Here is a 25,665-nt window from a genome sequence, read left to right as displayed (position 1 = left end):
TCTATACGTCGCCGTAGGACGATTCCTGTAACCCCACTGCGGCGACGCTTCCTCATATCGGCCTCGGGCTAATATCGGTAGTGATCAACGGTAATTGTGAAGATAAGGACTGGACTATGGCGACGCGTGGCAAGCGCTTCTTGGCACGATTTGCGGCTTTTGCCACCGCGGCTGTTTTGACGATGTCAACGCTCGCGTGTGGCGCCCCGAAACAGGATAACGAAACCACCTCGATAGACACGGATAAGGTGTCCGAAAGCTCGGCGGCAGCCAAAAGCAAAATCATGATCTTCACGCCCTCGGACGGCATTTCCATCTCGTCGCATACCCCACTGAACAAATGGGCGAAGCTCGTTCCTGAAATCACAAAATCCTTGGACGAAGCTGGCTTCAATTCGAAAAACATCAAGGTGAAAACCGATGGCAACCTGGTCAAGCAAAGCGAAGACGTTCAAGACTACGTTGTCAACCAGCTTTCTTCGCAATCCTCGCAAACCTACCACCACACAACGCTGATCATCGCTCCGGCCATTTCGGGAAACAAAGGGAACGAACAATACGGCGATTATGTCACCAACCCGGTGGATGCACAAAACTACGACACGGAAAACAACGACGGCCAAGACAAGGCAAGTTCCACCGCGGATGCCGGCTCATCATCAACCACTTCTTCGCAGAACTCGGATCAGCAGCAAAACAAGACGGACAGTGATGAGGCCACCGCCATGGAAAAACTGGCGAAAGCCATGAAATTGGCGCAAAAAGCCGGAGCTCACACCATCATCCTCTCCAATCCCATTCAGGACTTCAACCCGGACCTCTTCGTCAGCATGTCGACCCCACGCCAAATCGGTGCGCTTCAAGCCCGTCAGCTGGTTTCAAAACTTGCATTGGCCAAAACCACCAAGGTCCATCCCAAATCCATCGAAATCATGATGCCGGTAAGCGAGGATGACTCCACTTGCAAGACGACAGAGCGATTCTCTTCAGAGGCATTCGCAGGTATTTGGAGTGTGTTAGGGCCCTATTTCAAAGACGGGCAGGCCGTGAGCCCTTCAAAGATCCTCACCTCCGCCAGCTCCGAGAACGATTGGAGATCCGTATCGTTCAAGGCATCCAAAACTGCTGAGATAAAAAGCGAATTGAACACCCGACTCACCGGTTCCTCCAAAGACGGCAAGCCGGTGCACGTCGACGGCATCATCGCCATGAACGGCTTCGTTTCCTCGGCGGTTATCGACGAGCTTGGTGATCTTAAATACACCGGTAGCGCAGCCGACATCAACCCTGAGATTGAAGTGTCCGGCATCGTCGGCACGCTTACCGGCAAACACAATCTCAATCGACAGGCGCCTCCAAAGCCGAGAGATAGCAAACAGAATGTAAGTGGGACCGAGACGGAAACACAAACGAACAGCACAGAAAGTCTGGCTTGGCCGATTGTCACAGGTTACGGGGCCTATGCCGACATGATGCCTGAGATTGTCAACGGCAAACAATGGATGACGGGAATGGAAGACATTCAGCATCTTTCGGGCGATATAGCCGTGGCGACGGCCGCAATGGTTTCCGGGAAAACCCTGACCGATCTTTCCTACGTGAAGACTCTTTCGATCAATGACACCAAGGTTGCTACCATTCATCGAAAGCCGATGGCCATCAGCGCAGGTAACCTCAAACACCTGTTGATTGAGCCTGGATACATTTCGCTGGCCGACGCGGGACTGTAAATCGCAGCTACACACAATTCCCTTCTCCTCGACTCTGTCTTTTTTGGTCTATCTTGGTCTTTTTTACGTGTTTTCTTTCGCCAGTAGGTAACCGCTTTCACGCCATTTTGATTATCCGGTTCCAGTGCCGACCGGTTTGAGGACGATTTTCCTTTTCGACACCAATTTTTCTGGATCGCGATACTCCTTTCTGCTTTTTCGCACACCCCAATGCACACAGATGCCGGTGCAATGATCAGAAACGCCGGTGACCGTACCGATCGGCAATCCTTTTACCACTGGCGTCCCGGTCGGCAGCAACGTCTGCGCCGGTTCCAAGGTCAGCGTAAGGCTCTTGTGGCGGATGCTGACAACGGACTTTCCTGCGACGATTCCGACAAAACTGATGACACCATCCGCCGGGGCCAGCAATGGCGTGCCTTCGACGGCTGCAATGTCAACCCCGCGATGACCCGGCGCCCAGACCTGAACAGGCGCCTTGAAGCGGCGGACGAGTACATGCGGCAGCACCGGCCAGCGCATGTCGGCTTTGCAACCTTTGCTATCCGAGATGAGAGGATCCAACGAACCGACACGCTCGATGAATCCCAATGTTCGTTGTTCGAACAGCATCGATGATTGATTGGGAGCACCTGGCGTCGTGTATATGTCGAACGGTTCACCGACATCGCCATCAACCGCGGCAAACGCCCGATGACTGCTTGTCACGAAACCAATGAGCAAAACCGCGAACACCGCCATAATCGTCACCAAACCCCAAACCAGACTCGTCAGGCTTCGTCTACGTATCTGTCGTTCAAACCATAGTTTTTCTCTTTTATAGCGTTGCTTTTCCTTCGGGTCCATAGCCCCTCCTCTCCTTCTGCAGATAGCCGAACTGTTTTTCCTGCTTGTTTTCCACTATGCCGTGTATTGGCAAAAAAGCATGGGAAAACAAGGTGATGTGGTCGGATGACCCCGGTTATCCACAACGTCCGGGTGTGTCGGAAAACTTATCCACCGTTGTTCACGGGTTCGTGGCTACGAGTATAAATAACGTATCCATAAAGGAAAGGATTGCTTGAGCGATGAGTCTTGACGCAACATCAAAGGAAAACACCCTCAATGATAGAAACAGCGGAGCCACGCTTTACCTTGACGGTTTGCAACGCTGCTGGCCGGACTCCTATCTGGGCCTGAACCACGATATCCTCGTTTACCACGATACGGAGTGGGGCACGCCCTGCTATGACTCACAGGCCCTGTTCGAAAGGCTTGCCCTTGAAGCCTTGCAGGCAGGGCTTTCCTGGAGCACCATCATCAACAAACGAAAGGCCATCGACGAGGCGTTCCATGATTTCGATATCGAACGCGTCGCGCAAATGGATTCCGAGATTCCTCAACTGATGCAGAACAAAGCCATTATCCGTAACCGACGAAAAATCGAAGCCATCATCTACAACGCCCAAGTTGTGCTTGATCTGAACATGCCGTTCGCGGATTATATTTGGAGTTTCGCACCTGACGGACCTCGGATAAACAGGCCGAAAAGCCATGCCGAGGTGCCTGCAGTGACCGACGAGTCAATCGCCATGAGCAAGGCCATGAAAAAGACCGGGTTCAGGTTCGTCGGCCCCACTACCATGTACGCCTACATGCAGTCGATGGGCATCGTCAATGACCATGCCATCGGCTGTTTCAGATGCCCTGAAGAGGCTTGAGTTCCGGGTGATATTGCACGGTCTATCGCTCCTGTAAAATTTCCGTTACAGAAGCAATAGGCCAAAATCTGCAACGTAATTCACGTTGAATCAAACTAGTCGTGGCCGGAAACGAAAAATTCTCGAAATCTTACGATTCCGAGAATTTCATTCCGCTCCCGCAGCTGGGCTTGAACCAGCGACATTCTGATTAACAGTCAGACGCTCTGCCAACTGAGCTATGCGGGAATGTCCCGTACGGAACTCGAAGCACCGCACAAGAAATATATCTTATACAAGAATCGTCATCGCGCAACCCCAATGGCGTGTCGCTTGGATTTTGCGGAGTGTCACGATTCCTGCGTCAGGCTCATACGCTGATGACGTTCATCGGCATGGCTGAGTCAATGGGGAAATCCGGTACGGACGGACGAACTCCGGCCTTGACCAGATTGACACCCAGCATCGCCACCATCGCACCGTTGTCTGTGCACAACTTGATCTGTGGAATACGAACCTCGATGCCATGTTCTTTGCCGACTTCAAGCAGCTTGGCGCGCAACTGTGAATTGGCGGAAAAACCGCCACCGACAATTAGGGTCTTGGAATCATATTCCTCGCAGCCGTGCATGGCCTTGTTCGCAAGCACCGTGGCCACGGAATCGGCAAGCGAGGCGCAGACGTCGTCGACGGGAATCGGCCTACCTGCCGCCTGCTGGGCCTCAACCCAACGCGCGACGGCGGTCTTGACGCCGGAGAAACTGAAATCGTAGGGATGATCCTTGCCGGCCTTGCCCTTGGTAAGGCCCTGGGGAACCTTGATGGCATGAGGATTGCCAAGCTGGCCATGCTTGTCGATATGCGGACCGCCCGGATAAGGGAATCCCAGCAAACGGGCGACCTTGTCAAAGCACTCCCCCGCAGCGTCGTCAAGTGTGGTGCCTACCACGTCAACGTGACGGGCGACATCCTCGACATGCAACAGCGAGGTGTGGCCACCGGAAACGATGAGTGCCAGTGTGTCTTTAGGGAATGGACCAAACTGCAGCTGGGTGACGGCGATATGCCCGATAACATGGTTGATGCCGTAAATCGGCTTGTTTGCGGCCCAAGCCAACGCCTTTGCCCCGGAAACGCCTACGGCCAGGCAGCCAGCCAGTCCAGGGCCCGCCGAAACCGCTATGGCATCCACATCGGAGAGTTCCATATTCGCGTCGGCCAGCGCCTTACTGACTACAGGCACAAAAGCCTCGGCATGGGCGCGGGAGGCGATTTCGGGGATAACGCCGCCATAACGTGCGTGTTCCTCCATGGAAGAGGCCACGACGTTGGAGACGAGCGTTCGCCCGCGTACGACGGCGGCGGCCGTCTCATCGCAGGTCGATTCGATGCCCAGTACTGTCGGTTCGCTCATTGCACTCGCTCCATATTCCGCTCGCTGCTTTCAAAACCTATGATATGCGCTTGAAGATCCAACGCCATCTCAATGGCATCGACGTTTTCCGGTTGATAGTAATGCCTTAATAAGCCGATATTTCTGAATCCCATACCGCGATAGAGCCGTTGTGCCGCTTTGTTGTCAACGCGCACTTCCAGCATGACGCGACGGACATGATACAGGCAAGCGTATCGAATCAGTCTGTTGAGCAGATTTTTCGCAATGCCGTTTCCTTGGAAGCGCTTGGCCACACCGACGGCCATGATTTCGGCCTCACTGTCCGCGTGCCACATGCCCGCATATCCGCGCATCACCATGTTCGCCGATTCCAGACGTACTGGTTCCTGTTTTGATTTGGAATCAAGTTGCGTCTGATTTCCTGAATCCACGACATCGGCAAGATAGATCCTGGATGCTTGCGTCACTTCCTGGCGCACAGTTTCCCTGTCCCAGGCCTGTGAGCCGAAAAGCTCTTGCTCCAACGCGGAAGCTGCATTCAAAGCCCATGGGAGGTCGAGCTCGCTGAATTCTACGATCATGATGGCATTCAGGCCTTCGTGGCTCCGGCATGATTGAGAACATGCTTCAAGGGATTGGGCACAGAAACGTCCGGACGGCGCAGGTACAGTGGTTCGACTGGCTTTATGACACCCTCGTTATTGATTTTGGAACCAATACCAGCTTTCCGCGGATCATTGGAATTGATACCGTTGCTCAACATGGCACATTCGGAGAAAATCTCAAGGCCTGCAGCACCGGTATCCAACACGGAATGGTCTATGACATTGCCCAGCATATGGCCGAAGCCGAGCCATGCATCGACATATTTTAAGGCTCCATGTCCTACGACGTCGATTCGGAATGTGCCATTTGTCGAAGCGCTGTTTCCATCCAGCTTGTTTACGGCCTGATTGATACGTTCGACAATATGTTGCGGATAGTCGATATCCATACCAACCACCGTGGAAACAAAAGGCTCAAGGGTTTCTTCTTCGGGCTCATGACCGATATTTCTACCATTTAGGCATCTTTGTGTGTCAGCATACAAAGCAAAGTAAAGCTCACGACGGCGTGCATCATTGACAGCCAGCGTCAGATGATGAGCTACTTCAGTATTGGTTGATTGCCCATCACCATTGAGAAAATCACAATTCTTAAGTCTGGAATCACCCTGACGCTTGAGTTTCATCATCCACGTCTGAGGCTCAAGAATATCTTGGCCAAGCAGTTGCGCGCCGGTGGCGTATGCGATGGCTTTTGCGGCCACGATGCCTACACGAAGCCCGGTGAACGGGGCAGGACCAACACCGACGACAATGCGGTCAAGATCCATGGGGTTGAGCCCCGCCGCATCAACGGCTCTGGCGATGTTGACCTGCAGCTTTTCGACATGGGTATGCGAGTCGGTTTCTACAATCGCCTCTTGCCCCAAGACTCCGACCGTCGAACCGAATGAGGTGTCGATGACCAACGTGTTCGTCATATCTGCTACTCCTGCTGTCTTGCACCGCCCAGTGTATGACTTTCAATCACCTGGCGTTCATGCCATTGTTACTGTACAACGCGGATATAACCATCGATGTGCAATCAGCGATCAGCGGTTTTCATGCCTACACAATGCCTCGAAATCCTTACCGAAACTCTCCCAACGCGCACCGACCGGTACGAAAGCGACCGTGCGCATGCCGTCACCGGTAAGTTCGGCAGCAGGATTATCGACTTCGGCGGCAATCATTTCCTCATCCATCGGACGGTCGATGTGCACTTCAAGACGCTCTTGAGCGAAAGCCGAGGCCATCTGCTCGCCCCACTCCATGAGGATAACGGTGTGTTCGCCCGGGTCTTCAAGCTCCTCGTCCAGCCCCAGCGATTCCAGCTCATCAAGCAACCTATCTACTGTATCTTGCCCAGGGGCAAAATCGTTGCCACCGAGCCGATAAGCGTCAACATGAATCAGATGGGCGGGCGCCCCATCGGCGAATTTGCCGTCAAGTTCTCTTGCAATGGTGAACGTCGGAGAAACAATGGGTTCTCCGATCTTGAGACCCGCCCCGAAACCTTGCGCAAACGTGGTCTTGCCGGCACCCAACGGTCCGGAAAGCAAAAGCACATCGCCACCATGCACACAAGCGGCGACCTTGGCGCCAAGCGCCTGCATATCAGGGCCGGTCGGCACTTCAATCCTAAACGATGATTTATTGCTCATACTGTCATGCGTCCTTTGTGGCTGATCAGTTCGATGGAACGTTCCAGCGCATACATCGGGTCTCCCCCATTGGTCTTGTTCTGCTCATCGGCCCAGGCAAGCATCTGAATGCATTTCGACAGTCCGTCGGACGTCCAACCGCTCAATTGACGCGTGGCATTGCGCAGCACCCACGGATTGATTTTCGCCTCGGCCTGCGATATGCTGCCGGAACGCACAGCCGAGGCCTTTGCCAACGTGCGCAGCTTCATAGCCAAAGCGCCTACCAGTGCGATCGGATCAGTGCCTTGAGCGACGGCGGCACGCATGTCGATAATGGCCTTGGCAGCATTGCCGGCGAGCGCCGCATCCGCCACTGCGAATCCGGTGACCTCGGCGTTGCCGGTCAGATATTGGTTCACCAGATTAAGACCGATTGGGTCGTCGTCGAAGTCGAAACAGAGCTGCTCGCACATGGCTGCGAGTTCCCCGGTCTTCTCCCCCAATACGGCGGCCAGCTGTTGGGCGGCTGCCGGATCGACACGCCGATTCCTGCGTTCGAAGCACTGGATGACGAAGTTCAGCTTGGCGTCGGCGCGCTTGAGATCGGGAATGTCCTTCTTTTCGGCTCCGGCTTTGCTAAGCCGGTCGATAACCTTTTTGCCTTTCTGCCCGCCGTCGTGCTGGGCAATGACCGTGCCTGTTGGTGTTGCAGAATCTTTGGCCATGGAAGCGCAATAGCTGACCATGGTGTCGGCCAAGGCATTGTCGGCGTTTTGGATGTGCCGGATGATGACGATGGAGCTGGGACTCAGCAGGGACGGGCTCACGGCCTCATCGAAGTCATACTGGCTTGCTTCGCCTGCATCGAGTTCAATGACCTCCGCTTGTGGGTCGTTCTTCATGGCTTGGTCACGGCAGTCACGGACCTGTCGTTCATTCAGGTATTCATCACCATCGAGGACCAGTATGAATCGCGTTCGCTGTTTGCTTTGTTTCGCAGCCATCACATTCCTCGATTCGTGGTTTCATCGACAACATCCATAATGGGCGCGAGTCTGACACCACCCGTATCCATAATATTCAATGTGCTGTCACAGGTGGACATACGCCGTGTCATTTGGATTAATCCAACTTCCAGAGCTGTTCGAACATTTGTTCGGTTTCCTTGAGCCATATCGTTCCTTTGCTTCGCAGACGCACGAGATAGCCGTCATTGCGGTCTGTCAGACCTTCCGCATCCTGCCGTTTCGTTATTGAAGACAATACCTTGAAAAGCAGTATCATGCCTGCCTCGCATATCACTGCCATCAGCGCCCCACCGACCCCGCCAGCCCACGGCATGGTCGCCGACTGGGAGCCGCCGATGGTGTCCGCGCACCACTGCATCACCGATGTTCCGCAGCTGGACAGCCACACACATCCGAATGCCAGATGCGGGGCGAATGACGAAAACACCAATCCCGCCAGTCCGGTCAACGTTGAGAAATCCACGAACGGGGCCACCACAAGATTCGCCGGTACCGAAAGCAACGGCAACGTCGGGGTCATCTGTACCTGTATGGGCAGGGTGAAGAGCTGGGCGGCGATGGTCACCGACATGCCGTCGGCAAGAAATCCCGGCAATAGGCTCGAAAGACGTTCCGCTATCGGACCGGCACACAGCACGATGCCAAGCACCGAAGCACAGGAGAGCGCGAATCCGTAACTTCTCGACATCACGGGATTAGCCAGCAGGGTGAAGATGACCGTCCAGCTCAACGCACTGATCGCCTGTGGCCTCCTGCCGACGAACATGGCCGAAGAGGTAAAGACGCCCATGAGCAAAGCTCGCATCACCGAGTCGGAGGGATACATGGCGCTCGCGAGCGCAACGTACGCCATCACCGTCAGTATCGTCACCGCCTGACGTGGCAGCAGGAACCGTGCGCAGCCAGAGCGTATCAGACTGCCAATGAGCGCGAAATGCCCGCCGGAAACGGCCATCAGGTGCATGATGCCGGAATCCTTGAAATGCATCTCAAGCAGCGTGGCGAACGTCGCATTGACCGGTTCACGCCTGGTTGTGCTCTCGCCCATGAAATCCTGCCCCAGAAGACCAATCGTCAAGCCCGGAACCAACACCCGTCCCTGCTCGGAAAGACTTTCGGTCACCGAGAAAAACGAATGTTGCATGGAATCGACCAGCCTCTTTGCGGGCGGAGCTCGTTCGACCACACGCGTTTCGGCATCGTCGTCCATCTTCAGCCAAATTGGTCTCATGCCGTATCGGGCGGTTTGCATCGTACCGGAAATCGCCACGGTCTGCCCGTCGGAAAGCTTCCCGCACAACGGCTTGTTGGCATACAAGACGATACGCGACCCGCTGGCTTGCCGGATGCCATTGTTTATGAAACCTCTCAGCCGGGCATTCGCCTGACAATCCGCCTGCCACGAGCTGGCCGCGGTTACCGGCGAGTCAAGCTTTACTGTCGCTTCAACCGTACTCTCGCCCTCCCTGACAAGTGTTGCGGCCGGATCCCGATACGCCATGACATCGGCGCCCATCGAAGCGATGAACGCGGCGAGTGTCGAACATGCGAGAACCGCCGCCCATACCGTTCGGTTCCCGCGCGATTCGTGCAGCACCAACGAAATTTTAGATTTAACTGAAAGTGTTTCCTGTTTTGACTTTTTCTTTTCGCTCATTGGGAGTTTGATTACCGGGGTTATCGGGGTTTGAATGCCTGTTTCATTGCCGGATTGCCTCTGTCGATGGATTTCCGACGATTGACGGGCATCGAACTTGATAACAGGATGCCGATAGGCTGAACCATCGGCAAAATTCCCGTTACGGCCAAGCCATCGGCGGGATACGGCAAGCAGGGCGATAAGACCGGCTGACAGCAAAAGCAATACAACTATCGAAAAGGCGGTTTCAGCATTCAACGAACCCATCAACCTGCCAATAGCCATGCCCAATACAGGAACCGACGATGAAGAGCCACTCGTTTCACCGGCATTATGTCCCGTCGAAGCCGAATTGTCCTGTTGGCTCGTCAACAAAACAAAAAGTGCATGCGAAGCCAGTGCCGCGACCCATGTGCACAAGGCCACCGGCAGCATCCGCCAGTCACGGCTGCCCTGCTCGTAGCCACGTCTGCCGTCAAAGCCTCGGTCCTGATAGATACCAGTTCCTTTCATCAGATCGTCACCTGCCCTCGCATCTTCTCCAAGGTCTTCTGACCGATGCCTGAAACCTTGAGCAGCTGGTCAACGCTGGTGAAACGGCCGATCGACGACCGATAGTCGATGATCTTCTGTGCCATCACCGGCCCTACGCCCTTGATCTGCTGGAGCTGTGTGCTGTCGGCGGTGTTGAGGTTGACAAGATTGCTTTGGTCGGTTGAAGTCCCGGTAATGCCTGTCGAGCTTCCGGTTTGAGCAGGAGGATCCGCCAGGGCCGCATTACCGTTTACCGCCAGATTCTGTCCTTCGCTCCCAGTCGGGTTTGGGGACGAGGCGGAAGCGTCACCGGCTTTTGGAGCATTATTGTGTTCACTTCTTGCATCTTCGGTTTTGCTCCCTGTCCCCACTGAAGTACTCGCCGACGACGAGGCTTCAGCCTGCTGCCTGTTGTAGTTGATTGCCTGCGTCACCAGCATCGTCAGGCTCGCGCACAACGCCACCACCAGCACCAGAATCACGACAACAGCCTGAGTGGGCTTGAACACCAGTCTGGGCATGGTTCGTTGCCCGGAAGCCGATTGACGGGTTTGTCCCTTGTTCGAAACGTTCTCCAAGACTAAATCGTGATGATCGATGATCGAACCGAAATCCTCAACATCTACGGAACCGGCATCGCCATCCTCACGTTTTTCCTGCCCATCTGCCGAATCGATAAGCCAATTTTCAATAGGCGGCAAAGGAGGAAGCCCGACGTGCAGCAAATCCTCATCGAGGTTTTGCTTTTCTTCATATGATTCATCCGTAAACATGGCAGACGAATGCAGACGCGCCGCCATATGCCGGCCCTCGTCATGCTCCCTGTTCCCGAAATGAATACCCATACCTTCAAGCATGGCCGAACCGAATGTGAAAATCCAGCCAAAACGACCACTGTGGTCGAACGATAGGAGTTATCCACATTTGAGGCGTGTCGCAGCCTCAAGCGCCGGGTCGTCCACATTCATCCACATCGCGTAGATCAAAGCCAATACGTACAAAGGCAAGCATTCGGTCAAAAAAACCAGCCGATAATCAATCCGAGATTGCTTAATATTCCGACTTCCTGCTTCGCATAAGAATGAAGTCTATTCCTAAAAAGAAAACAAAATAAACGAAAAGGACACCGGGATCCGACCCGATGCCCTTTGTTCGTTCAGTCGATCAAGCGGTCATTCGATTTATTCCAAATTATCGCTGACGAATATTTGGCTTTTCTCTACTCCGCCGGCACGATCGAGACGATCTTCGGAGCCTTGACGATGACCTTGCGTGGCTCCTTGCCGCCCAGGCGGTCGGCAACGGCCTTCAGCGCCATGTCTTTGAGCTCGTCGGGGTCGATCGAGGGGCTGACCTCGAGCTTGGCGCGGACCTTGCCCTTGATCTGCACCACGGCAGTGACGGATTCCTCGCCTACATATCGCTCATCGGCCTTCGGCCACGGCTCATGCGCCAAGGAATCGGCGTGGCCGAGCTTCGACCAGAGTTCCTCGCAGATATGCGGGGCGATCGGCGAAAGCATGAGGATCAGCGGCTCCACGGCGGCACGTGGCACTGCCTTGAGTCCTGTTAGGTGGTTGTTCAGCACAATCAGCTTGGCGATGGAGGTGTTGGGACGCATGTGCTCCATCTCCTCGGTGACCGCGGCAATGGTGTTATTCAGGAGCTTCAACGTCTTGGCCTCAGGAGCGTCATCGGAAACGGTGACATCGCCGGTGTTCTCGTCGACGACGTTGCGCCAGAGGCGCTGCAGGAAGCGCATGCCACCCACGACGTTGCGGTCGTTCCACGGACGGGACTCGTCGAGCGGGCCCATGCTCATCTCGTAGAGGCGGAACGTGTCGGCGCCGTAGCGCGCGTACATGTCGTCGGGCGTGATGATGTTCTTGAGGCTCTTGCCCATCTTGCCGAACTCGCGGTTGGCGTGCTGGCCATGCCAGGTGAAGGTCGGTTCGCCGGATTTGTCGGCTGGCCCTTCCTCCACTTCGGCCGCCGGCACGTATTGGCCGCGGTCGTCGGTGTAGGCGTACGCCTGAATCATGCCTTGGTTGAAGAGCTTGTAGAAGGGTTCCGGCGTGTCGACGTAGCCCAGATCGAAGAGGATCTTGTGCCAGAAACGCGAGTAGAGCAGGTGCAGCACCGCGTGCTCGACACCGCCGACGTAAAGGTCGACGCCACCGGTCTTGCCCGATTCCTTGTTGTGGTTCGGGCCCATCCAGTATTCGTATTCGTCCGAATCGACCATGTGCTCGGTGTCGTTCGGGTCAAGGTAGCGCATGTAATACCAGCAGGAACCGGCCCAGTTGGGCATGGTGTTGGTGTCGCGGTAATAGGTCTTGGGGCCGTCGCCCAAATCGAGCGTGACCTTGACCCAATCGGGGTTGCGACTCAGCGGTGCCTCGGGGTTGCTCTCGGCGTCCTCGGGGTCGAAGGTCTTCGGACTGTAGTCCGGCACGTCGGGCAGGTTGATCGGCAGCATGGAGTCCGGTAAGAGGTGCGGCACGCCGTCTTCGCCGTAGACGATCGGGAAGGGCTCGCCCCAGTAGCGCTGGCGGGAGAAGAGCCAGTCGCGCAGGCGGTAGCTGACGGTGCCTTCGCCTGCGCCCGCGGATTCGAGCCACGTGGTGACCTTCTCGATGGCGTCGTTGACGCGCAGGCCATTCAGATCCAGCATGTCGCCCTTGGCTTGCGTGTGCTCGGTGGAGGAATTGATGACGATGCCGTCGTGCGAGACGAATGGAGCCTTGCCCTCGTAATCGCTCAGGTCCTCGCCGGAATCGGGCAAAGGCTTGACGGTGTAGATGACCGGCAGGTCGAACTTCTTGGCGAAATCGTAATCGCGCTGGTCGCCGCCAGGCACCGCCATGATGGCACCGGTGCCATAGTCCATCAACACGTAGTCTGCGGTGAAAAGCGGCAGCTTGTCTCCGGTGATGGGGTTGGTGGCATAGAGACCGGTAAAGAGGCCGGTCTTCTCGCCACCCTCGTCGACGCGGTCCTGTGCGGTCTTGGATTCGGCCGCGAGACGATAGGCCTTGATGCCTTCGGCCGGTGTGGCATAGCCGCCCTTCCAGCTTTCCGGCGTGTCTTCAGGCCATTGAGCCGGGGCGTCAGCCAAAAGGTCGTGCTCGGGCGAGACCACGGCGAAGGTGGTGCCGAACAGCGTGTCGGGACGGGTCGTATAGACCTCCATATCCCGCTCGCCGTTGGGGGTGGCGACCTTGAAGTGCACGGAAGCGCCGTGGGATTCGCCGATCCAATTGCGTTGCATCAGCTTGACCTTCTGAGGCCAGTCGATGATGTCAAGATCTTCGATCAGGCGATGGCCGTAAGCGGTGATACGCATGGACCACTGGCGCAGCTCACGCTGGAAGACCGGGAAGTTGCCGCGTTCGGACTTGCCCTCGGCGGTGACCTCCTCGTTGGCGAGCACCGTGCCGAGGCCCGGGCACCAGTTGACCGGCGACTTGGAGATGTAGGCCAGACGGAAATCGTTCAGCACGTCGGCCTGCTCGGCTTCGGTCAATTCGTCCCATTTCTTGCCGGAGTCCTCGAAACCGGGAATGGCACGCTTGCCGGACTTGAACTGGTCGATCAACGTGTCGATATGACGTGCGGAGCCTTTGCCGCTGTCGGGACGGACGAAATCAGGGTCGTACCAGGCGTCGTAGATGCGCGAGAAGATCCACTGCGTCCAGCGCATGTAGCCAGGGTCGATGGTGGCGAAGGTACGGCGGTTGTCGAAGCTCAGGCCCATGCGGTGCAGCTGGCGGCGCATGTTGGCGATGTTGGCCTCGGTGGTCACGCGCGGGTGCTGACCGGTCTGCACGGCGTACTGCTCGGCGGGAAGGCCGAAGGCGTCGTAGCCCATGGCGTGCAGCACATTCTCGCCCTTCATGCGGTGATAGCGGCTCACGACGTCGGTGGCCAGATAGCCCAGCGGATGGCCGACATGCAGGCCCTTGCCGGAAGGATACGGGAACATGTCCATCGCAAAATACGGGGTGCGTCCGTCGGCGTGGCGTCCCTTGCCATCGGTCAAATCACCTTTGACGTTCGCGGCCCAGAAGGTGCCCTTCTCATCCCACGTTTTCTGCCATTTTTCCTCGATACCCTGCGCCATTTTGGCGTTGTAACGATAAGCCGGTTCACTAGAAATATTGGCGCTCGAATCCGCGCCCTGCTCGTTGTCACTCATAAACAGGATTATCGCGGCTCAACTGGACACAGGGTGCCATGTTTCCGCAAAATGGTCATGACCCTTTGCAAAAGGGGCAAATCCGGTACCAGACTGTGATTTCGTCTGCATACATGATGACGATGCGAGCAAAATCAGGATAATGGCTCTCAAAAGCTGATTTTCATCGCATGCCGGATCGAAGCCACAACAAGCACAACTCAGCGACGCCTCATCTCGGCGTTAAGGGATTCATCCGGGCTGTAGCCGATGTCCTTGTGCATGGTTTCGGCGGCCTTCTGCCACGTGCCGTCCTTGACTATATCGGCCAGAATGGTGTCGATCTTTTTGGTCAGTTCCCCATCGGAGGGGCGGATCATGACGGCATGACGAACCTGGGAAACCTGCGCGACCGCTTTGACCAGCGGTGCCGACGATGCCGAATCCCCGTCCCCCAAGACAGTGACATCGTGCTCGACAACGCTGGAAGCCAGCCCGTGAAGGATGGCCACATCAGCCGCCACTACGTTGGCTTCGCCTGAGAGCAGTGCGGTAAGGCATTGCGGATAGGTATCACGTTCCTGAATCTTTACGGCGGGAATCGCGGATGCGAGTTCGCTGCCGTCGGTCATCCCCTTGACCGTGCAGATGCTTTGATCCGTCAACGACGATATATCGGTGAACTTGCCTTGCAGGCGTGTCGGAACCAGAAGCCCCAACGGATCGGTGAGATAGGGTTTGGAAGTACCGAATTTCCGGCCTGTGCTGGAGGTCGTAGCGGCTGGCAATACCGAAACGAACATGTCGGCTTTGGATTGTTCCAAAGTGTCCACAGCGGAAGCGGCATTCACCGGTTTGTAGACGATCTGCTTGTGCGCGTAGCCGAGTTTCTGCGCCACGTAATGGGCGACTTCGATGTCGAAGCCGGAGTATCTGCCTTCATGGTCAAAACCAAGACCGGGCTCGTCACTCGACACGGCGATGGCGATGGTAGGCCCCTCAGGGACGTTGGCCGAAGGCGGGGTCTGGGCCGGCCCGCACGCGGACGCGGAGAACAGCACACCGGTACCGCATAGCAGCGCAAGCAATGCCTTGAAACGCCTACACACGTTGCGCTTGCCCGGAACCGGATTCGCTTTCAATCTTACAAATCGCATCCGAGCGCCTACTTGAAAAGCTTGGAACGGGTCAGCCACCATGCCACAAGGCCAGTGATGACCATGGAAATGGCGATGACGATGATGAAGCCCCAGCGCGAGTTGGTGAACGGCATGCCGAACATGCCGTCCTGGAAGTTCATGCCGTACATCGAGAAGATCAACGTCGGAATCGACAGGACGATGGAGATGATCGTGAAGATCCTCATCACGTTGTTCAAGTTGTTGGAGACGATCGAGGCAGAGGCATCCGTCATGTTCGCAAGAACGCCGCTGTATATGTTCGCCATCTCGATGGCCTGCTTGTTCTCGGTAATGACATCGTCGAGCAAATCCTCGTCCTCTGGATACTGCTTGATGTGGGTCAACGAATTGAGTTTTTCGGTCACGCGAAGCTTTTCCATGACGATTTCGTTGGATTTGAGGCTGGTCGTGAAATAGACCAAGGTCTTCGAAAGTTCAAGCAGCTGCAGGATTTCGCGGTTCTGCATCGAGTGCTGGAGCTTCAGTTCAAGGTTATCGGAGCTGCGGTCGATGATGCGCAGGTAACGCAGGTACATCGTTGCATTCCGATACAGTATTTGCAATACAAAACGTGTCTTCATGTACGTATTGAAACCCCGAATGGTACCTTCCATGAAGGGGTGGAGCACCGGCGTGTCCTGCATACAGACGGTGATGATCGTATGCGAAGCGACGATAATGGCCAAAGGGATGGTCTCATAGTGGTCGCGCCCGTCGCGCTGCTCGACGGTGGGGATATCGACGATGATCATCGTGTAATCGTCTTCGGAATCGACTCGTGAACGTTCCTCGTCATCCAATGGTGCACGCAGATCGGCCAGATCGACGCCGGTCTGGGAGGAGACGGTCGCAAGCTCGACGTCGGTGGGGTTCGACAGACAGATCCAAGAGCCGTTTTCCAGCTTGTTTATCTGTTCGACCTGTCCGTTGATCGTATTGAACATCCTCAACATGTCTGCCACCCGCCTTTCGCATCATTCGCTGTACGGTTTTTGCAGGAGATGCCGGCTCCAAAACCATACATCCTGGCCACCGGAACGTTTGCCGAGTGTAAAAAAACGCAACAACATTCCGGATTCCTGCTGTTAAACCAAAGTTCAAGAATAACCCTCAGTCGGAACTTTTCCTGACCAATTCGCAACCCGCGTATGGAATCATCAGCTCTTTTCGTCCAATTAATGGACTTTCATCATCGTCACGACGTTACCGAATCGCAAAACACGATCGACGCCGTCACTACATGCTGCCAATACGCAAGAAGAGCTTCTCAAGAAACCAATAGGAATCTCTCATCACACCTGTTCGGTTACCGGCAGCGGCATCATTTCAGGCATATCAGGGTTGCGAAGCTGTGCAGGCCCGTTCAACCAGTCCGTTTCGTAGGCGATTGTCGGGCCACAGTTGAATTCCGCGAGTTTCCAAGTATAGCCGCCGTCGGCTTTCGCATGCGGTTTCAACGTTGACCAGAAAGCGTTGGGGATATTGCCAAGTTCGTCGATTTCGGGATCCATGCCGAGTAGCGTCTCGACAGTGGCCGCGATATAGGAGCCGTGGCTCACCAGCATCAGAGTGGTCGGCGTCTCGTCTTCTGCATGCTCCTGCATCAGTTCCAGAACGGCTTCGGCACCACGCTTGCCGACGTCGGTGCGCGACTCGACCCCATACTTGGCTTCCCCACCGGTATGTGCGCGCCATGAACGGTAGGCCACCTCGTCCATATCCTTGATTTCCGGGCGTGTCATGCCCTCCCATTGGCCGAAGCTGCGTTCACGCAGGCGCTTGTCGAGCGTCACTGGCAAACCCAGGATATCGGCGAATGCGTGCGCGGTCTGGGCGGCACGGAACAGGTCGCTGGAATAGACCTTCATAACCCGCTTGGAGGCAGGCGCCTTACGATATTCCTCAATATCGCTTTGCTCGGCGGCTTGTGCACCGGGTTGGGCGAGCAAATCGGGGGTTCGGACGATGCTGCTGACCTTAGCCCAGTAATAACGCTTGGCCAGTTCCAAGCCGGTCTGGTCGACCTGCCATTGGCCCACGATATCGAGCGGGACATCGATCTGGCCTTGCAGCCGATGCACCAGATTGTAGGAAGTGCGCCCATGCCGTACAAAGATAATCTCGTCAATCATATTCGTTCACTCCGTTTCCGAGTCGTTCCCCGTAACCTCGACACCCTACATAAGGAATGTGTCACTGGTTTCATTGTGCCGCACCCCTGAGATGAAAGGAACGCCGTTATCAGCACAATACTCATCTGCCGAAGGAGATTACCGCCATCCCGATGACCCACAAAGCAAAGATGGCCACATATGGCCAGAAATGTGCCTTGCTGATGGCGATGAACTCACGAATGAATGCGGTCGGCCAATAGTAGCCTTTGGTGTGACTGCCTACACCGTCCGATTTGAGGCCAAGGTCGCGAGCGTATTCGCTGGCACGAAACACGTGGTAGTCACTGGTGACCACGGCGACGCGGTAGGGACAGGACATCCGATTTTTCATCCGTTTGACACGACCCGGTTTGTGTTCTGTGGGTGGCAGTGACGTCGATGATTGAATAGCGACACGACCAGGTTGAAATCCTGGGATTGCAGACACCGAAGACGATTGGGCACTGTCACCGATATCCGAGACGTCATTACCAATATCCAATCTTGAAATCCGACGGGTATTTGCAGATAACGATTGGTAATCTGACGAAGGACCTATGCCACTGCGGCTATCCATAATCACCTTGGAATTGCGCAGGTTCTCGAAGGTGGTGGTGGATTGGTCCTCTTTGATGATTTTTTCTGCCGGCACTCCCCGCTCTTCGACCAGGTACCGTTTCATGGCCTCGGCCTCGCTGATTTCCTCGTCGGCTCCCTGCCCGCCAGAAACCACAAAAAGCCCTTTCCGCTCCTGCCGCAGCCATAGATCAACCGCCTTGTCGATTCTTCCGCGTAGTAGCGGGGTCGGCTTGGTTCCACGCAAGCCAGCTCCAAGAATGATGATGTAATCGTATTGCCGCCGTCGTGGAAGTATCCGATAAATGGTGGAATACAGCAACAATGCGGCGAACGTGAAGAAGAACCAGAGGCCTTCCAGTGCGATCAACAGGCCAATGCTTTTCCCCCATTGCGAAGCATTGAAATAGAACGTCAACGGGTATATGAGGATGCACGCCATCATCACCAAGGCGAACAATGCCGGCAGAATCGTGGAAAGTGAAAAACCTTCATGGCGCACGACAATGAAGGTGTTGATCACAAGGAATCCGACAACGATGACCGGCGTGAAAACAGCCACCAGCACGATCGGGATGAACGCCCAGTCCCACCAGAAATCAAGCATCAGCGCACTGGAAAGGCTCAGCACGAACAGAGCGAGCCATATCGCGTTACGGAAGCGACGTGGCTCCTGGACCACGGAGAAGACGAGCAACAGGCCGAACAATACGGCAGGCCCGTACAGCAGGACGACCTGCCACCAATCGGTCATGTGCGCGTCTCCCCCGTGTTTGCCAAGATTCGGTGTCTTTTCTTGTTCTGAACCTGTGTCTGCATTACGCCAGAGTCTTGATATTCAGCCTCAAAAGCCGGATGCTTCAGATCTTGCGTTCGTTGATATCGGCAAGCCCGTTCACATCCGCAGCATAGAAGCGCGACAGATCACCGGAGAACTTCTTGATGCTTTCCGGTGCGGTATAGAGCATATGACCGGCCGGATAGTAGGTGAATGCCACGTTGCCGCGCAACGGCTTGGGCAACGCCATGTGGTCGATGTCGTATTCGGTCTGATTGAACGGCGTGCACAGGTCGTAGATGCCGTTGCCGATCATGACCTTCAGCGTCGGTTCGTGGGCGATTGCCGCCGCGAGATCGGGTGTGACCGTCGGGAACGGGATATGCGCACCCCACGAGGTCTTGGCACCTTCCGGCAGCGTATGCCACCACGTCCAGCCTTTGCCCGGCTCCATGGAATTCCAATCGAAATCGGCAAAGCCCCGCCGTTCCTCGGTGCCGTCCCAGCCAAGCTCGTCACGCAGATAGGCGTTGGCGACGCTGGAATAGGCGGGATCAAGGAAGCTGTCGTCAACGACGAATGTCTCCTCCTGTGCGGTACGGTCGAGGTCGTAGCCCTTGGAACGCCCGTCGTAGCGACCGACGATCATTCCGGTGTCCTCGCCGCTGTTGTGACGCAGTAGTTCCTTGCGGAAACGCATGTCGAGCACACGAAGATCGGAATCATAGACGTATTGTTCGCTAAGCCCGGTAAGTTCGGCATATCGCTTGGCGACATCGCGCTTAGTGGCCTCATCAATGGCATCGCCTTGTGCCAAGGCCGCACGCAAAGGCCCATTGGCGAAGTCTCGTGCCGCGTTCAGATGCGTTTGAATGTCGACGTCCTGACCAGCCTTGCCATGGTAGTGCGCCACAGTGGCAAAGGTCGGGAAATAGCCGACGTAGAACTGGTCGGACGTATCGAAAGTAAATGCATAATCAAGAATGTTGGAAATCAGAACCAGACCGTTGAGCGCCACCCCATCCTGCTGGAGACAATATGACAACGCCGCACCGCGCGTGGTCCCATAGGATTCGCCCAGCACATATTTCGGCGAATTCCAGCGATGGAAGCGCGTCAGATAGGCGCGGATGAACGCGCTGAAGCCTTTGACATCGCCATCCACCGAATACAGCTCTTTCTTTGCTTTTTCGGCGATCTGCGAGAACCCGGCCCCGGGGGCATCGATGAAGACGATGTCAGAGTACGGCAACACCGTGTAGGGGTTGTCTTTAAGACCATACGGAGCCGCAGGAACCGGAGCTGCGTCAGGAATATCGATTCGCCTGGGACCAAGCGAGCCCATCATCAGGAACGTCGACGAGGAACCAGGGCCACCGTTGAAAATAAAGGTGAGCGGACGTGTGGTGTCGGTTTTGCCGGCTTCATCGGTCAGCTCGAAGGCCGCGTAGAAATCGCTGGCGGCCGGCTTCACGTCCTTGGTGTCGATGGTGATGGTGCCCACGGTCGCCTGATAATGCAACGTTTCACCGTTGAGCTCCATGGTATGGCTTGTCGTATGTTCGCCGGTCGGACGAAGTTTCGATTCCGTCTGTTTCTGCGTCGGCACGCTTTGTTTGTCGGCGTTTTCTTGTGATATTGCTTCCTCACTCATATTGCAGCTCCTTATTTGTACTTATTTCTTATTTCCAGCCTAACGCAGAGCCGTCTCTTTGACGAGCGGTGCCGAAAAATATTGAGAATTGAGACACGTTTTCTGGCCTTTAACCCCAAATTATAGAAATCGGTGAATCCTCGAAAGCCACCAAAAATGAGAAAAAGGCTTCCGAGGAAACCCTCGAAAGCCCTAACCGTGGAGCTAGGGAGATTCGAACTCCCGACCCCCTCCATGCCATGGAGATGCGCTACCAGCTGCGCCATAGCCCCGGTCTTAATTGAATTATTGCTCCTTGCGAAGCCTTAGATACTTTACAACAAACTCTGAAAATGACCAAACCGGCGTGTCGTTAAAAGGAAGTCAGCGCGAAAAACGACGCTTGCCGATACTCACCGGAATGGCGAGCATCGGCAAGCGTCGCACGAAACCAGGCACAGGCAAACTCAGGATGCAACAAACCAGTAATCCTATGAACAGCGGGGAATGAATCCTGAACCAACCATTACCTTATTTACTTGTCGTATTGGAATTCGTCCCCGATGTTCCGTTACCCGTTTGGGAGTTCGTTGTGGAGTCCGAACCGCTGGTGCCAGTACTGCTGCCTCCACTGGTCGAACCGTTCGTGGAACTTCCACCGGTAGAACTCCCGTTGCTCGACGAACCATTGGATCCGTTTGTGGAACCAGTGGAGTCCGAACTTGTTCCACCGTTCGTAGTGCCTGTGGTGCCGTTGTTCGAATCGGTAGTTCCGGAATTGCTGCTGCCCGAATTAGCGCTGTCGGTGCTGCCAGACCCAGTGCTGCTACTGCCGGAATTGCTGCTTTCTGATCCGCTGGTGGTCCCTGAACCGTTGGAATTCGATCCGCTTTGCGTACCGGAATCAGTGGTGGAGCCGGAGTTGTTCTGATTGGTGGTTCCGCTGTTCTGCTTAGTGGTTCCGTCAGTCTTCTTGCTGTTGTCGGTCGATGTATTGCCGGTGTCTTTGCTATCGGTTTTCTGACTTGGGTTCTTGGTCGTCGAATTGGTGACGATGTTGCGCACCACGTCGTCAGTGCCCTTCCCTCGTGTAGCCAGCGAAATGATACCGGCGCTGATGCCTACGGCGACCAAGGCACTGACTACGGCCACGACGATGGCCAGCCTTTTCTGCTTCGTGGACTCAAATGTGCGCATCTTTCCGTCGTGCTGCCCCGGTCCCTTGAATTTACCGGATTCGGAAATGGCTTTTCCATTCTGTTTACCTGACACGGGCTTCATCACGGAGGTCTTGCCAGAGACGGCCGCCGGCGTGACTGAAGTGGCATCGTTCTTGTCACCGAGGCCTGGCACATCATGTTTGCCTTGATCCGCTGCTGTGCTGCCCAACCTGTCTGAGATCTTCGTCTCGCTGTCAGGCAGCTCCTTACCGGAGCGCGCCAAAGCCGCCAGACTTGGGGACGTTCCATCCACACGGAGAGCAGGTGTTCCGGAAACGCGAGACAAGGCCCTCGGAGCAGCCAATTGACCATGGTGCCGCGCATCGGAACCCACCACCCGCGTTTCACGTTCAGGTTCAGGAACGGGTTCAATGTCCTGATCGGTGGCGTCATCGTCAGGAGTGTTCTCCTGAAGCTTCTTACCGGATTCATTAAGGACGTTCTGATAAATCTGCGAAGCCACCGCAGAGACGATGGAGCCGACTGCAACACCGATTACCGAACCGGCGATGCCGATTTTGGCTGACAACAGGAACGAAGTGACCGCAGCAAGCGCACCGGCTATGATCTGCGAGACCGAAATCCCCTTGAAAAAATTCTTCATGATATCCAAGATTAACGAAACAAGATTGAAAAAGGCTGAAAAGTGGCAAAACCTTGCCGAATGCTTACAGGTCAACAACGCGGGGAACTTCAGAGACTTTCGTCGACACTGTCAAGAAAAACCCAGATACTGGCAGACACGTGAGCTTTTCTGATAGATTGAACCGATAACGAAAGGGACGGTATGGGACAACGGCGATCACACACAACGGAATACTCGGTGTCCGATCAGTATACGAGGCACCGTCGTTGGCCGGTTGTATTGGTGGCCGTGCTGCTCGTCGTCGCTCTTGTCGCCGCTGGCGGCTTTCTGTTTGTCAAGTTCAGGAAATCGGACTTGACCGGCCAGGAGCGAAAAACACCTTCCGCATCCCAAACCTCAGCAACGCTGCCGGGTAAGCCCGTACCAAAACTCAAAAGTTCCGTCGATTACGACCACGACGGTATCGATGATTACAGCGATCTGGTCGAGGGAGCCCGCAAGGACGCGAAAACCCATCCCACCTACGACGACAGTTACGTACAAGGCGGCTATCCGGCCGATAATCGTGGAGCCTGCACCGATACTATCTGGCGTGCTTTCCGGAACGCCGGATACAGCCTCAAGGACATGGTGGACGCTGATGTCGCCGCGCATCCTGCCGATTATCGCAAGAGCACATCCAATTTCGATCCCAATATCGATTTCCGTCGTACGGCCATGCTCGATGTGTTCTTCAGGAAATACGGCCAAACGCTGACGACCGATGCCAACCAGACCGACCAGTGGCAGCAGGGCGACCTCGTCTTCTTCGCCAACCAGAAGCACAACGGGCATATCGGCATGGTCTCCGACCGCCGGGACGACAAATCAATCCCCTATCTCATTCACAATATGGGGCAGAAAGACAGGGAAAACGACTATCTGAACCAGACGAACCACATGCCTATCCTCGCCCACTATCGTTTCGACGCTTCGAAGATACCGGCCGGCGTGCTGAAACCGTGGCACTGAGAATGGTGCGCTGAATAAGCAATGCGAAATATAGAATGCTGATTATTAAAAACCTACAGAAAAATACCAATGTCGACAAAACCCATTCAGCTAGCAATATGCCATAAGCTCAAACGAAAAACATTATCGCTTACTCGTCCCGTTCTGGGACATTTTTTGAAACCGGCCTGCCGATACCGCCGCTTCTACCTCTTGCGATGATCGTGCACCCAATCCTCCACATTGCGGAAGAGATTGACGATTGTCGAGCGGCGAACGATCGACATCAGCACAGCGATAAAAATCAGCGCGAAACCGATCAAGGTCGTGAACCTCAGCTTCGTCCCCCAGAACAGTATGGAGAAGAACTCGGAGAACAGGCTTTCCGTGCACATCACCACGGAAGCCGAAGGTGCGGAAACGTGGGCCAAGCCGATGTTCTGCATGATCTGCGCCAAGGTCGTGGCACCGAGGAAGAGATACAGGAAACTGACCACGATTTTCGGTTCAAGCCACGAGGCGTTCGGCAAGGGCTCGGTCAGCAGCGCACCAACCAGGAAAAGCACAAAGGCGACGGCGAATTGTACGAAGGTGACGGCGATGGCATTGAATTTCTTTGAATAGATGCCGAGATAGGTCAGATTGAACGAGAACACGACGGCGCAACCGAGCGTGAGCAAATCGCCGAATGACAGGGAAAGCGAGAAGCTACCGGGTTTGAGCGCGACGAAACCGACACCGATCAGGCAGATCACACCGGCGATGATATTGATGTTGTGCGGCCTGTTTTTCGTGGCGAACCATGCGGCAAACGGCGTCAAAACGCAATAGGAAGCGGTCAGGAACGCGCTTCGGCCAGGGTCGATCGTCAAGAGCCCTTTGGTCTGCAGAACCATCGTGCCCCAATAGGTGGCGCCGACGATAACCGCAGGTAGAAGAATCGACCTGTTCAATGCAGGGATGATGCTTTTGTGGAACAACAGCAGCATGATCAGGCATGCCCCGCCGGTACGCAAGGCCATCATCCATTGCGGGGATATTGCCGCCATGGCAATTTTCGCGACCAGATAGCTTCCGCCCCAGAGCGCTGCGCACCCAAGCAACATAAGACGGGCCAGGTTCGGCGGGAAATTACGGGAAAGGCGACTGCGCAAGCCTTGGAAACCATGGCGGTGAATACCACTGGACGGAATGTTTCCGCCAGAAGCAGACATGGATGTTCCACCAAGTGTGTTCGATGCCTTCGCACCAGTTCCAGCAGCCATATCAGGCCTTCTCCTTGCGGCTTTTGACGGCCAGCCTCTTCACTCATACACACACCGGGCACGCATGCAACGCGCCCGCACAGATCAACGCTTGGTCGAATCGTCATCGTTGGACATATCAAACGCAACTGCTGATATCTAAATTAGGCCATTCCAACCCGAAGACACGCCTAAAACAATGGTGAATCGTAGGCTTTATCAACCTTTCACTTATTGGTTACACAATCACGATATGACACGACATTTCCGAATCATGCTATTTTCCGAGCGTGCCTGCCATAACAAAACCGAAGTGAATGATTTTTCTGTCACTAAACGCACCGGGACACTGCCCATTTCGCTTATTCCCGGTTGGCCGGTGACTAATGTCACACGTTTCCTACGACAAAACGAACGATAAGGAAGTAAAATGGTAAATGTATAGACAGCAGTTCGAATGAAAGGACAGCATCATGGCTACTCTTACCCCTGAGATGAAGGAATTCATCAACAACAATCTCGCCTGGATCGCGACCGTCAGCAAGGAAGGCCAGCTCGACCTCGGCCCGAAGATGTCGATGTTCGTGCTCGACGACAATCATCTCGCCTATCACGAGCGCACCGCCGGCCAGCACTACAAGAACCTCGAAGACGGCAGCCCGCTGGTCATCTGCTTCGCCAATCTGGAACAGAAGAAGGGCTACCGCTTCCGCGGCAACGTGACCCTGCACTCCGACGATGCCATCTATGACGAGCAGGTCAAGGTCGCCGAGAAGAACGGCACCAAGAAGCCCGCCACCGTTCCAGTGCTCGAGATCACCGAGATTCAGGATCTTTCCGCTGGCCCCAAGGCCGGCACCACCATCAGCAAGGACTGAAATGGCCGGTAGC

General features: G+C 55.2%; 20 protein-coding genes and 2 tRNA genes. 4 read left to right on the top strand and 18 right to left on the bottom strand.

The window, feature by feature from the left end; genetic code table 11:
• Window positions 1-116: 116 nt before the first annotated feature.
• Window positions 117-1,730 (top strand): hypothetical protein, encoded by a 1,614-nt coding sequence (locus PT275_RS02625; RefSeq protein ID WP_277152090.1) that lies wholly within the window; start codon window positions 117-119, stop codon window positions 1,728-1,730.
• 111 nt (window positions 1,731-1,841) lie between these two features.
• Here the strand turns inward: PT275_RS02625 and PT275_RS02620 are convergent, their stop codons facing one another.
• The gene (locus tag PT275_RS02620) at window positions 1,842-2,471 is read right to left on the bottom strand and encodes a M23 family metallopeptidase (protein WP_277152089.1); all 630 of its coding nucleotides are present in this window, start codon (window positions 2,469-2,471) and stop codon (window positions 1,842-1,844) included.
• Between the two features lie 326 nt (window positions 2,472-2,797).
• On the opposite strand from PT275_RS02620, the gene PT275_RS02615 reads away from it, so the two are divergent.
• On the top strand, window positions 2,798-3,430 hold the full coding sequence (locus tag PT275_RS02615) for a DNA-3-methyladenine glycosylase I (RefSeq protein ID WP_277152087.1): 633 nt from the start codon (window positions 2,798-2,800) through the stop codon (window positions 3,428-3,430).
• Window positions 3,431-3,585: 155 nt separating this feature from the next.
• Here the strand turns inward: PT275_RS02615 and PT275_RS02610 are convergent.
• The 16 genes from PT275_RS02610 to PT275_RS02535 form a co-directional block, all read right to left on the bottom strand.
• Window positions 3,586-3,658: transfer RNA gene (locus PT275_RS02610), tRNA-Asn, on the bottom strand.
• A 121-nt stretch (window positions 3,659-3,779) separates the two neighbouring features.
• Entirely contained in the window at window positions 3,780-4,823 is a 1,044-nt protein-coding gene (gene tsaD, locus PT275_RS02605) for a tRNA (adenosine(37)-N6)-threonylcarbamoyltransferase complex transferase subunit TsaD (protein WP_277152085.1), read from the bottom strand.
• Window positions 4,820-5,386, bottom strand: a complete 567-nt coding sequence (rimI, locus tag PT275_RS02600; RefSeq protein ID WP_277152083.1) for a ribosomal protein S18-alanine N-acetyltransferase — start codon at window positions 5,384-5,386, stop codon at window positions 4,820-4,822. The genes tsaD and rimI overlap by 4 nt, the downstream gene beginning before the upstream one ends.
• Before the next feature lie 8 nt (window positions 5,387-5,394).
• Entirely contained in the window at window positions 5,395-6,330 is a 936-nt protein-coding gene (tsaB, locus tag PT275_RS02595) for a tRNA (adenosine(37)-N6)-threonylcarbamoyltransferase complex dimerization subunit type 1 TsaB (RefSeq protein WP_277152081.1), read from the bottom strand.
• 111 nt (window positions 6,331-6,441) lie between these two features.
• A complete protein-coding gene (gene tsaE / locus PT275_RS02590; protein ID WP_277152079.1) occupies window positions 6,442-7,053 on the bottom strand; it encodes a tRNA (adenosine(37)-N6)-threonylcarbamoyltransferase complex ATPase subunit type 1 TsaE in 612 nt (203 codons plus the stop codon).
• Window positions 7,050-8,039, bottom strand: coding sequence for a DNA polymerase III subunit delta (holA, locus tag PT275_RS02585; RefSeq protein ID WP_277152077.1), 990 nt, complete (start codon window positions 8,037-8,039; stop codon window positions 7,050-7,052). Before holA ends, tsaE begins: the two co-directional genes overlap by 4 nt.
• 118 nt (window positions 8,040-8,157) lie before the next feature.
• A complete protein-coding gene (locus tag PT275_RS02580; RefSeq protein ID WP_277152075.1) occupies window positions 8,158-10,215 on the bottom strand; it encodes a ComEC/Rec2 family competence protein in 2,058 nt (685 codons plus the stop codon).
• The gene (locus tag PT275_RS02575) at window positions 10,215-11,081 is read right to left on the bottom strand and encodes a helix-hairpin-helix domain-containing protein (protein WP_277152073.1); all 867 of its coding nucleotides are present in this window, start codon (window positions 11,079-11,081) and stop codon (window positions 10,215-10,217) included. The genes PT275_RS02580 and PT275_RS02575 overlap by 1 nt, the downstream gene beginning before the upstream one ends.
• 374 nt (window positions 11,082-11,455) lie before the next feature.
• Window positions 11,456-14,434 carry a leucine--tRNA ligase gene (gene leuS / locus PT275_RS02570; protein ID WP_277152071.1) on the bottom strand — a complete coding sequence of 993 codons (2,979 nt, stop codon included), beginning with the start codon at window positions 14,432-14,434 and terminating at the stop codon, window positions 11,456-11,458.
• A 200-nt stretch (window positions 14,435-14,634) separates the two neighbouring features.
• Window positions 14,635-15,570, bottom strand: a complete 936-nt coding sequence (locus tag PT275_RS02565; protein ID WP_277152069.1) for a transporter substrate-binding domain-containing protein — start codon at window positions 15,568-15,570, stop codon at window positions 14,635-14,637.
• 8 nt (window positions 15,571-15,578) lie between these two features.
• The gene (locus PT275_RS02560) at window positions 15,579-16,547 is read right to left on the bottom strand and encodes a magnesium transporter CorA family protein (RefSeq protein WP_277152067.1); all 969 of its coding nucleotides are present in this window, start codon (window positions 16,545-16,547) and stop codon (window positions 15,579-15,581) included.
• A gap of 339 nt (window positions 16,548-16,886) precedes the next feature.
• The gene (locus PT275_RS02555; protein ID WP_277152065.1) at window positions 16,887-17,726 is read right to left on the bottom strand and encodes a histidine phosphatase family protein; all 840 of its coding nucleotides are present in this window, start codon (window positions 17,724-17,726) and stop codon (window positions 16,887-16,889) included.
• A gap of 121 nt (window positions 17,727-17,847) precedes the next feature.
• Window positions 17,848-19,077, bottom strand: a complete 1,230-nt coding sequence (locus PT275_RS02550) for an ElyC/SanA/YdcF family protein (RefSeq protein ID WP_277152063.1) — start codon at window positions 19,075-19,077, stop codon at window positions 17,848-17,850.
• A 106-nt stretch (window positions 19,078-19,183) separates the two neighbouring features.
• Window positions 19,184-20,755 (bottom strand): carboxypeptidase, encoded by a 1,572-nt coding sequence (locus tag PT275_RS02545; protein ID WP_277152061.1) that lies wholly within the window; start codon window positions 20,753-20,755, stop codon window positions 19,184-19,186.
• Between the two features lie 199 nt (window positions 20,756-20,954).
• Window positions 20,955-21,027, bottom strand: a tRNA-Ala gene (locus PT275_RS02540).
• 238 nt (window positions 21,028-21,265) lie between these two features.
• Entirely contained in the window at window positions 21,266-22,558 is a 1,293-nt protein-coding gene (locus tag PT275_RS02535) for a hypothetical protein (protein WP_277152059.1), read from the bottom strand.
• A 183-nt stretch (window positions 22,559-22,741) separates the two neighbouring features.
• Here PT275_RS02535 and PT275_RS02530 point away from each other — a divergent pair, with 183 nt between their 5' ends.
• A complete protein-coding gene (locus PT275_RS02530; RefSeq protein WP_277152057.1) occupies window positions 22,742-23,551 on the top strand; it encodes a DUF1287 domain-containing protein in 810 nt (269 codons plus the stop codon).
• 185 nt (window positions 23,552-23,736) lie between these two features.
• Here the strand turns inward: PT275_RS02530 and PT275_RS02525 are convergent, their stop codons facing one another.
• Window positions 23,737-24,744: a DMT family transporter gene (locus PT275_RS02525; RefSeq protein WP_348519513.1), complete on the bottom strand. Its 1,008-nt coding sequence runs from the start codon at window positions 24,742-24,744 to the stop codon at window positions 23,737-23,739.
• Between the two features lie 503 nt (window positions 24,745-25,247).
• Between PT275_RS02525 and PT275_RS02520 the strand changes: the two genes are divergently transcribed.
• Entirely contained in the window at window positions 25,248-25,652 is a 405-nt protein-coding gene (locus tag PT275_RS02520) for a pyridoxamine 5'-phosphate oxidase family protein (RefSeq protein ID WP_277152053.1), read from the top strand.
• Window positions 25,653-25,665 lie beyond the last annotated feature (13 nt).

Origin of the sequence: Bifidobacterium sp. ESL0745 (assembly GCF_029433335.1) — a bacterium.
Lineage (GTDB): Bacteria > Actinomycetota > Actinomycetes > Actinomycetales > Bifidobacteriaceae > Bifidobacterium.
This window is presented reverse-complemented; position numbering and strand designations above follow the sequence as displayed.

Bases quoted from the DNA above. Each gene is read 5' to 3' on its own strand.
- tsaB (WP_277152081.1), bottom strand. From the start codon at position 6,330: ATGACGAACACGTTGGTCATCGACACCTCATTCGGTTCGACGGTCGGA.
- PT275_RS02520 (WP_277152053.1), top strand. From the start codon at position 25,248: ATGGCTACTCTTACCCCTGAGATGAAGGAATTCATCAACAACAATCTC.
- PT275_RS02575 (WP_277152073.1), bottom strand. From the start codon at position 11,081: ATGGGTATTCATTTCGGGAACAGGGAGCATGACGAGGGCCGGCATATG.
- PT275_RS02535 (WP_277152059.1), bottom strand. From the start codon at position 22,558: ATGAAGAATTTTTTCAAGGGGATTTCGGTCTCGCAGATCATAGCCGGT.
- PT275_RS02530 (WP_277152057.1), top strand. From the start codon at position 22,742: ATGGGACAACGGCGATCACACACAACGGAATACTCGGTGTCCGATCAG.
- PT275_RS02615 (WP_277152087.1), top strand. From the start codon at position 2,798: ATGAGTCTTGACGCAACATCAAAGGAAAACACCCTCAATGATAGAAAC.
- PT275_RS02560 (WP_277152067.1), bottom strand. From the start codon at position 16,547: ATGTTGAGGATGTTCAATACGATCAACGGACAGGTCGAACAGATAAAC.
- tsaD (WP_277152085.1), bottom strand. From the start codon at position 4,823: ATGAGCGAACCGACAGTACTGGGCATCGAATCGACCTGCGATGAGACG.
- PT275_RS02625 (WP_277152090.1), top strand. From the start codon at position 117: ATGGCGACGCGTGGCAAGCGCTTCTTGGCACGATTTGCGGCTTTTGCC.
- PT275_RS02620 (WP_277152089.1), bottom strand. From the start codon at position 2,471: ATGGCGGTGTTCGCGGTTTTGCTCATTGGTTTCGTGACAAGCAGTCAT.
- rimI (WP_277152083.1), bottom strand. From the start codon at position 5,386: ATGATCGTAGAATTCAGCGAGCTCGACCTCCCATGGGCTTTGAATGCA.
- PT275_RS02550 (WP_277152063.1), bottom strand. From the start codon at position 19,077: ATGACCGATTGGTGGCAGGTCGTCCTGCTGTACGGGCCTGCCGTATTG.
- PT275_RS02580 (WP_277152075.1), bottom strand. From the start codon at position 10,215: ATGAAAGGAACTGGTATCTATCAGGACCGAGGCTTTGACGGCAGACGT.
- PT275_RS02555 (WP_277152065.1), bottom strand. From the start codon at position 17,726: ATGATTGACGAGATTATCTTTGTACGGCATGGGCGCACTTCCTACAAT.
- PT275_RS02565 (WP_277152069.1), bottom strand. From the start codon at position 15,570: ATGCGATTTGTAAGATTGAAAGCGAATCCGGTTCCGGGCAAGCGCAAC.
- leuS (WP_277152071.1), bottom strand. From the start codon at position 14,434: ATGAGTGACAACGAGCAGGGCGCGGATTCGAGCGCCAATATTTCTAGT.
- holA (WP_277152077.1), bottom strand. From the start codon at position 8,039: ATGGCTGCGAAACAAAGCAAACAGCGAACGCGATTCATACTGGTCCTC.
- PT275_RS02525 (WP_348519513.1), bottom strand. From the start codon at position 24,744: ATGTCTGCTTCTGGCGGAAACATTCCGTCCAGTGGTATTCACCGCCAT.
- PT275_RS02545 (WP_277152061.1), bottom strand. From the start codon at position 20,755: ATGAGTGAGGAAGCAATATCACAAGAAAACGCCGACAAACAAAGCGTG.
- tsaE (WP_277152079.1), bottom strand. From the start codon at position 7,053: ATGAGCAATAAATCATCGTTTAGGATTGAAGTGCCGACCGGCCCTGAT.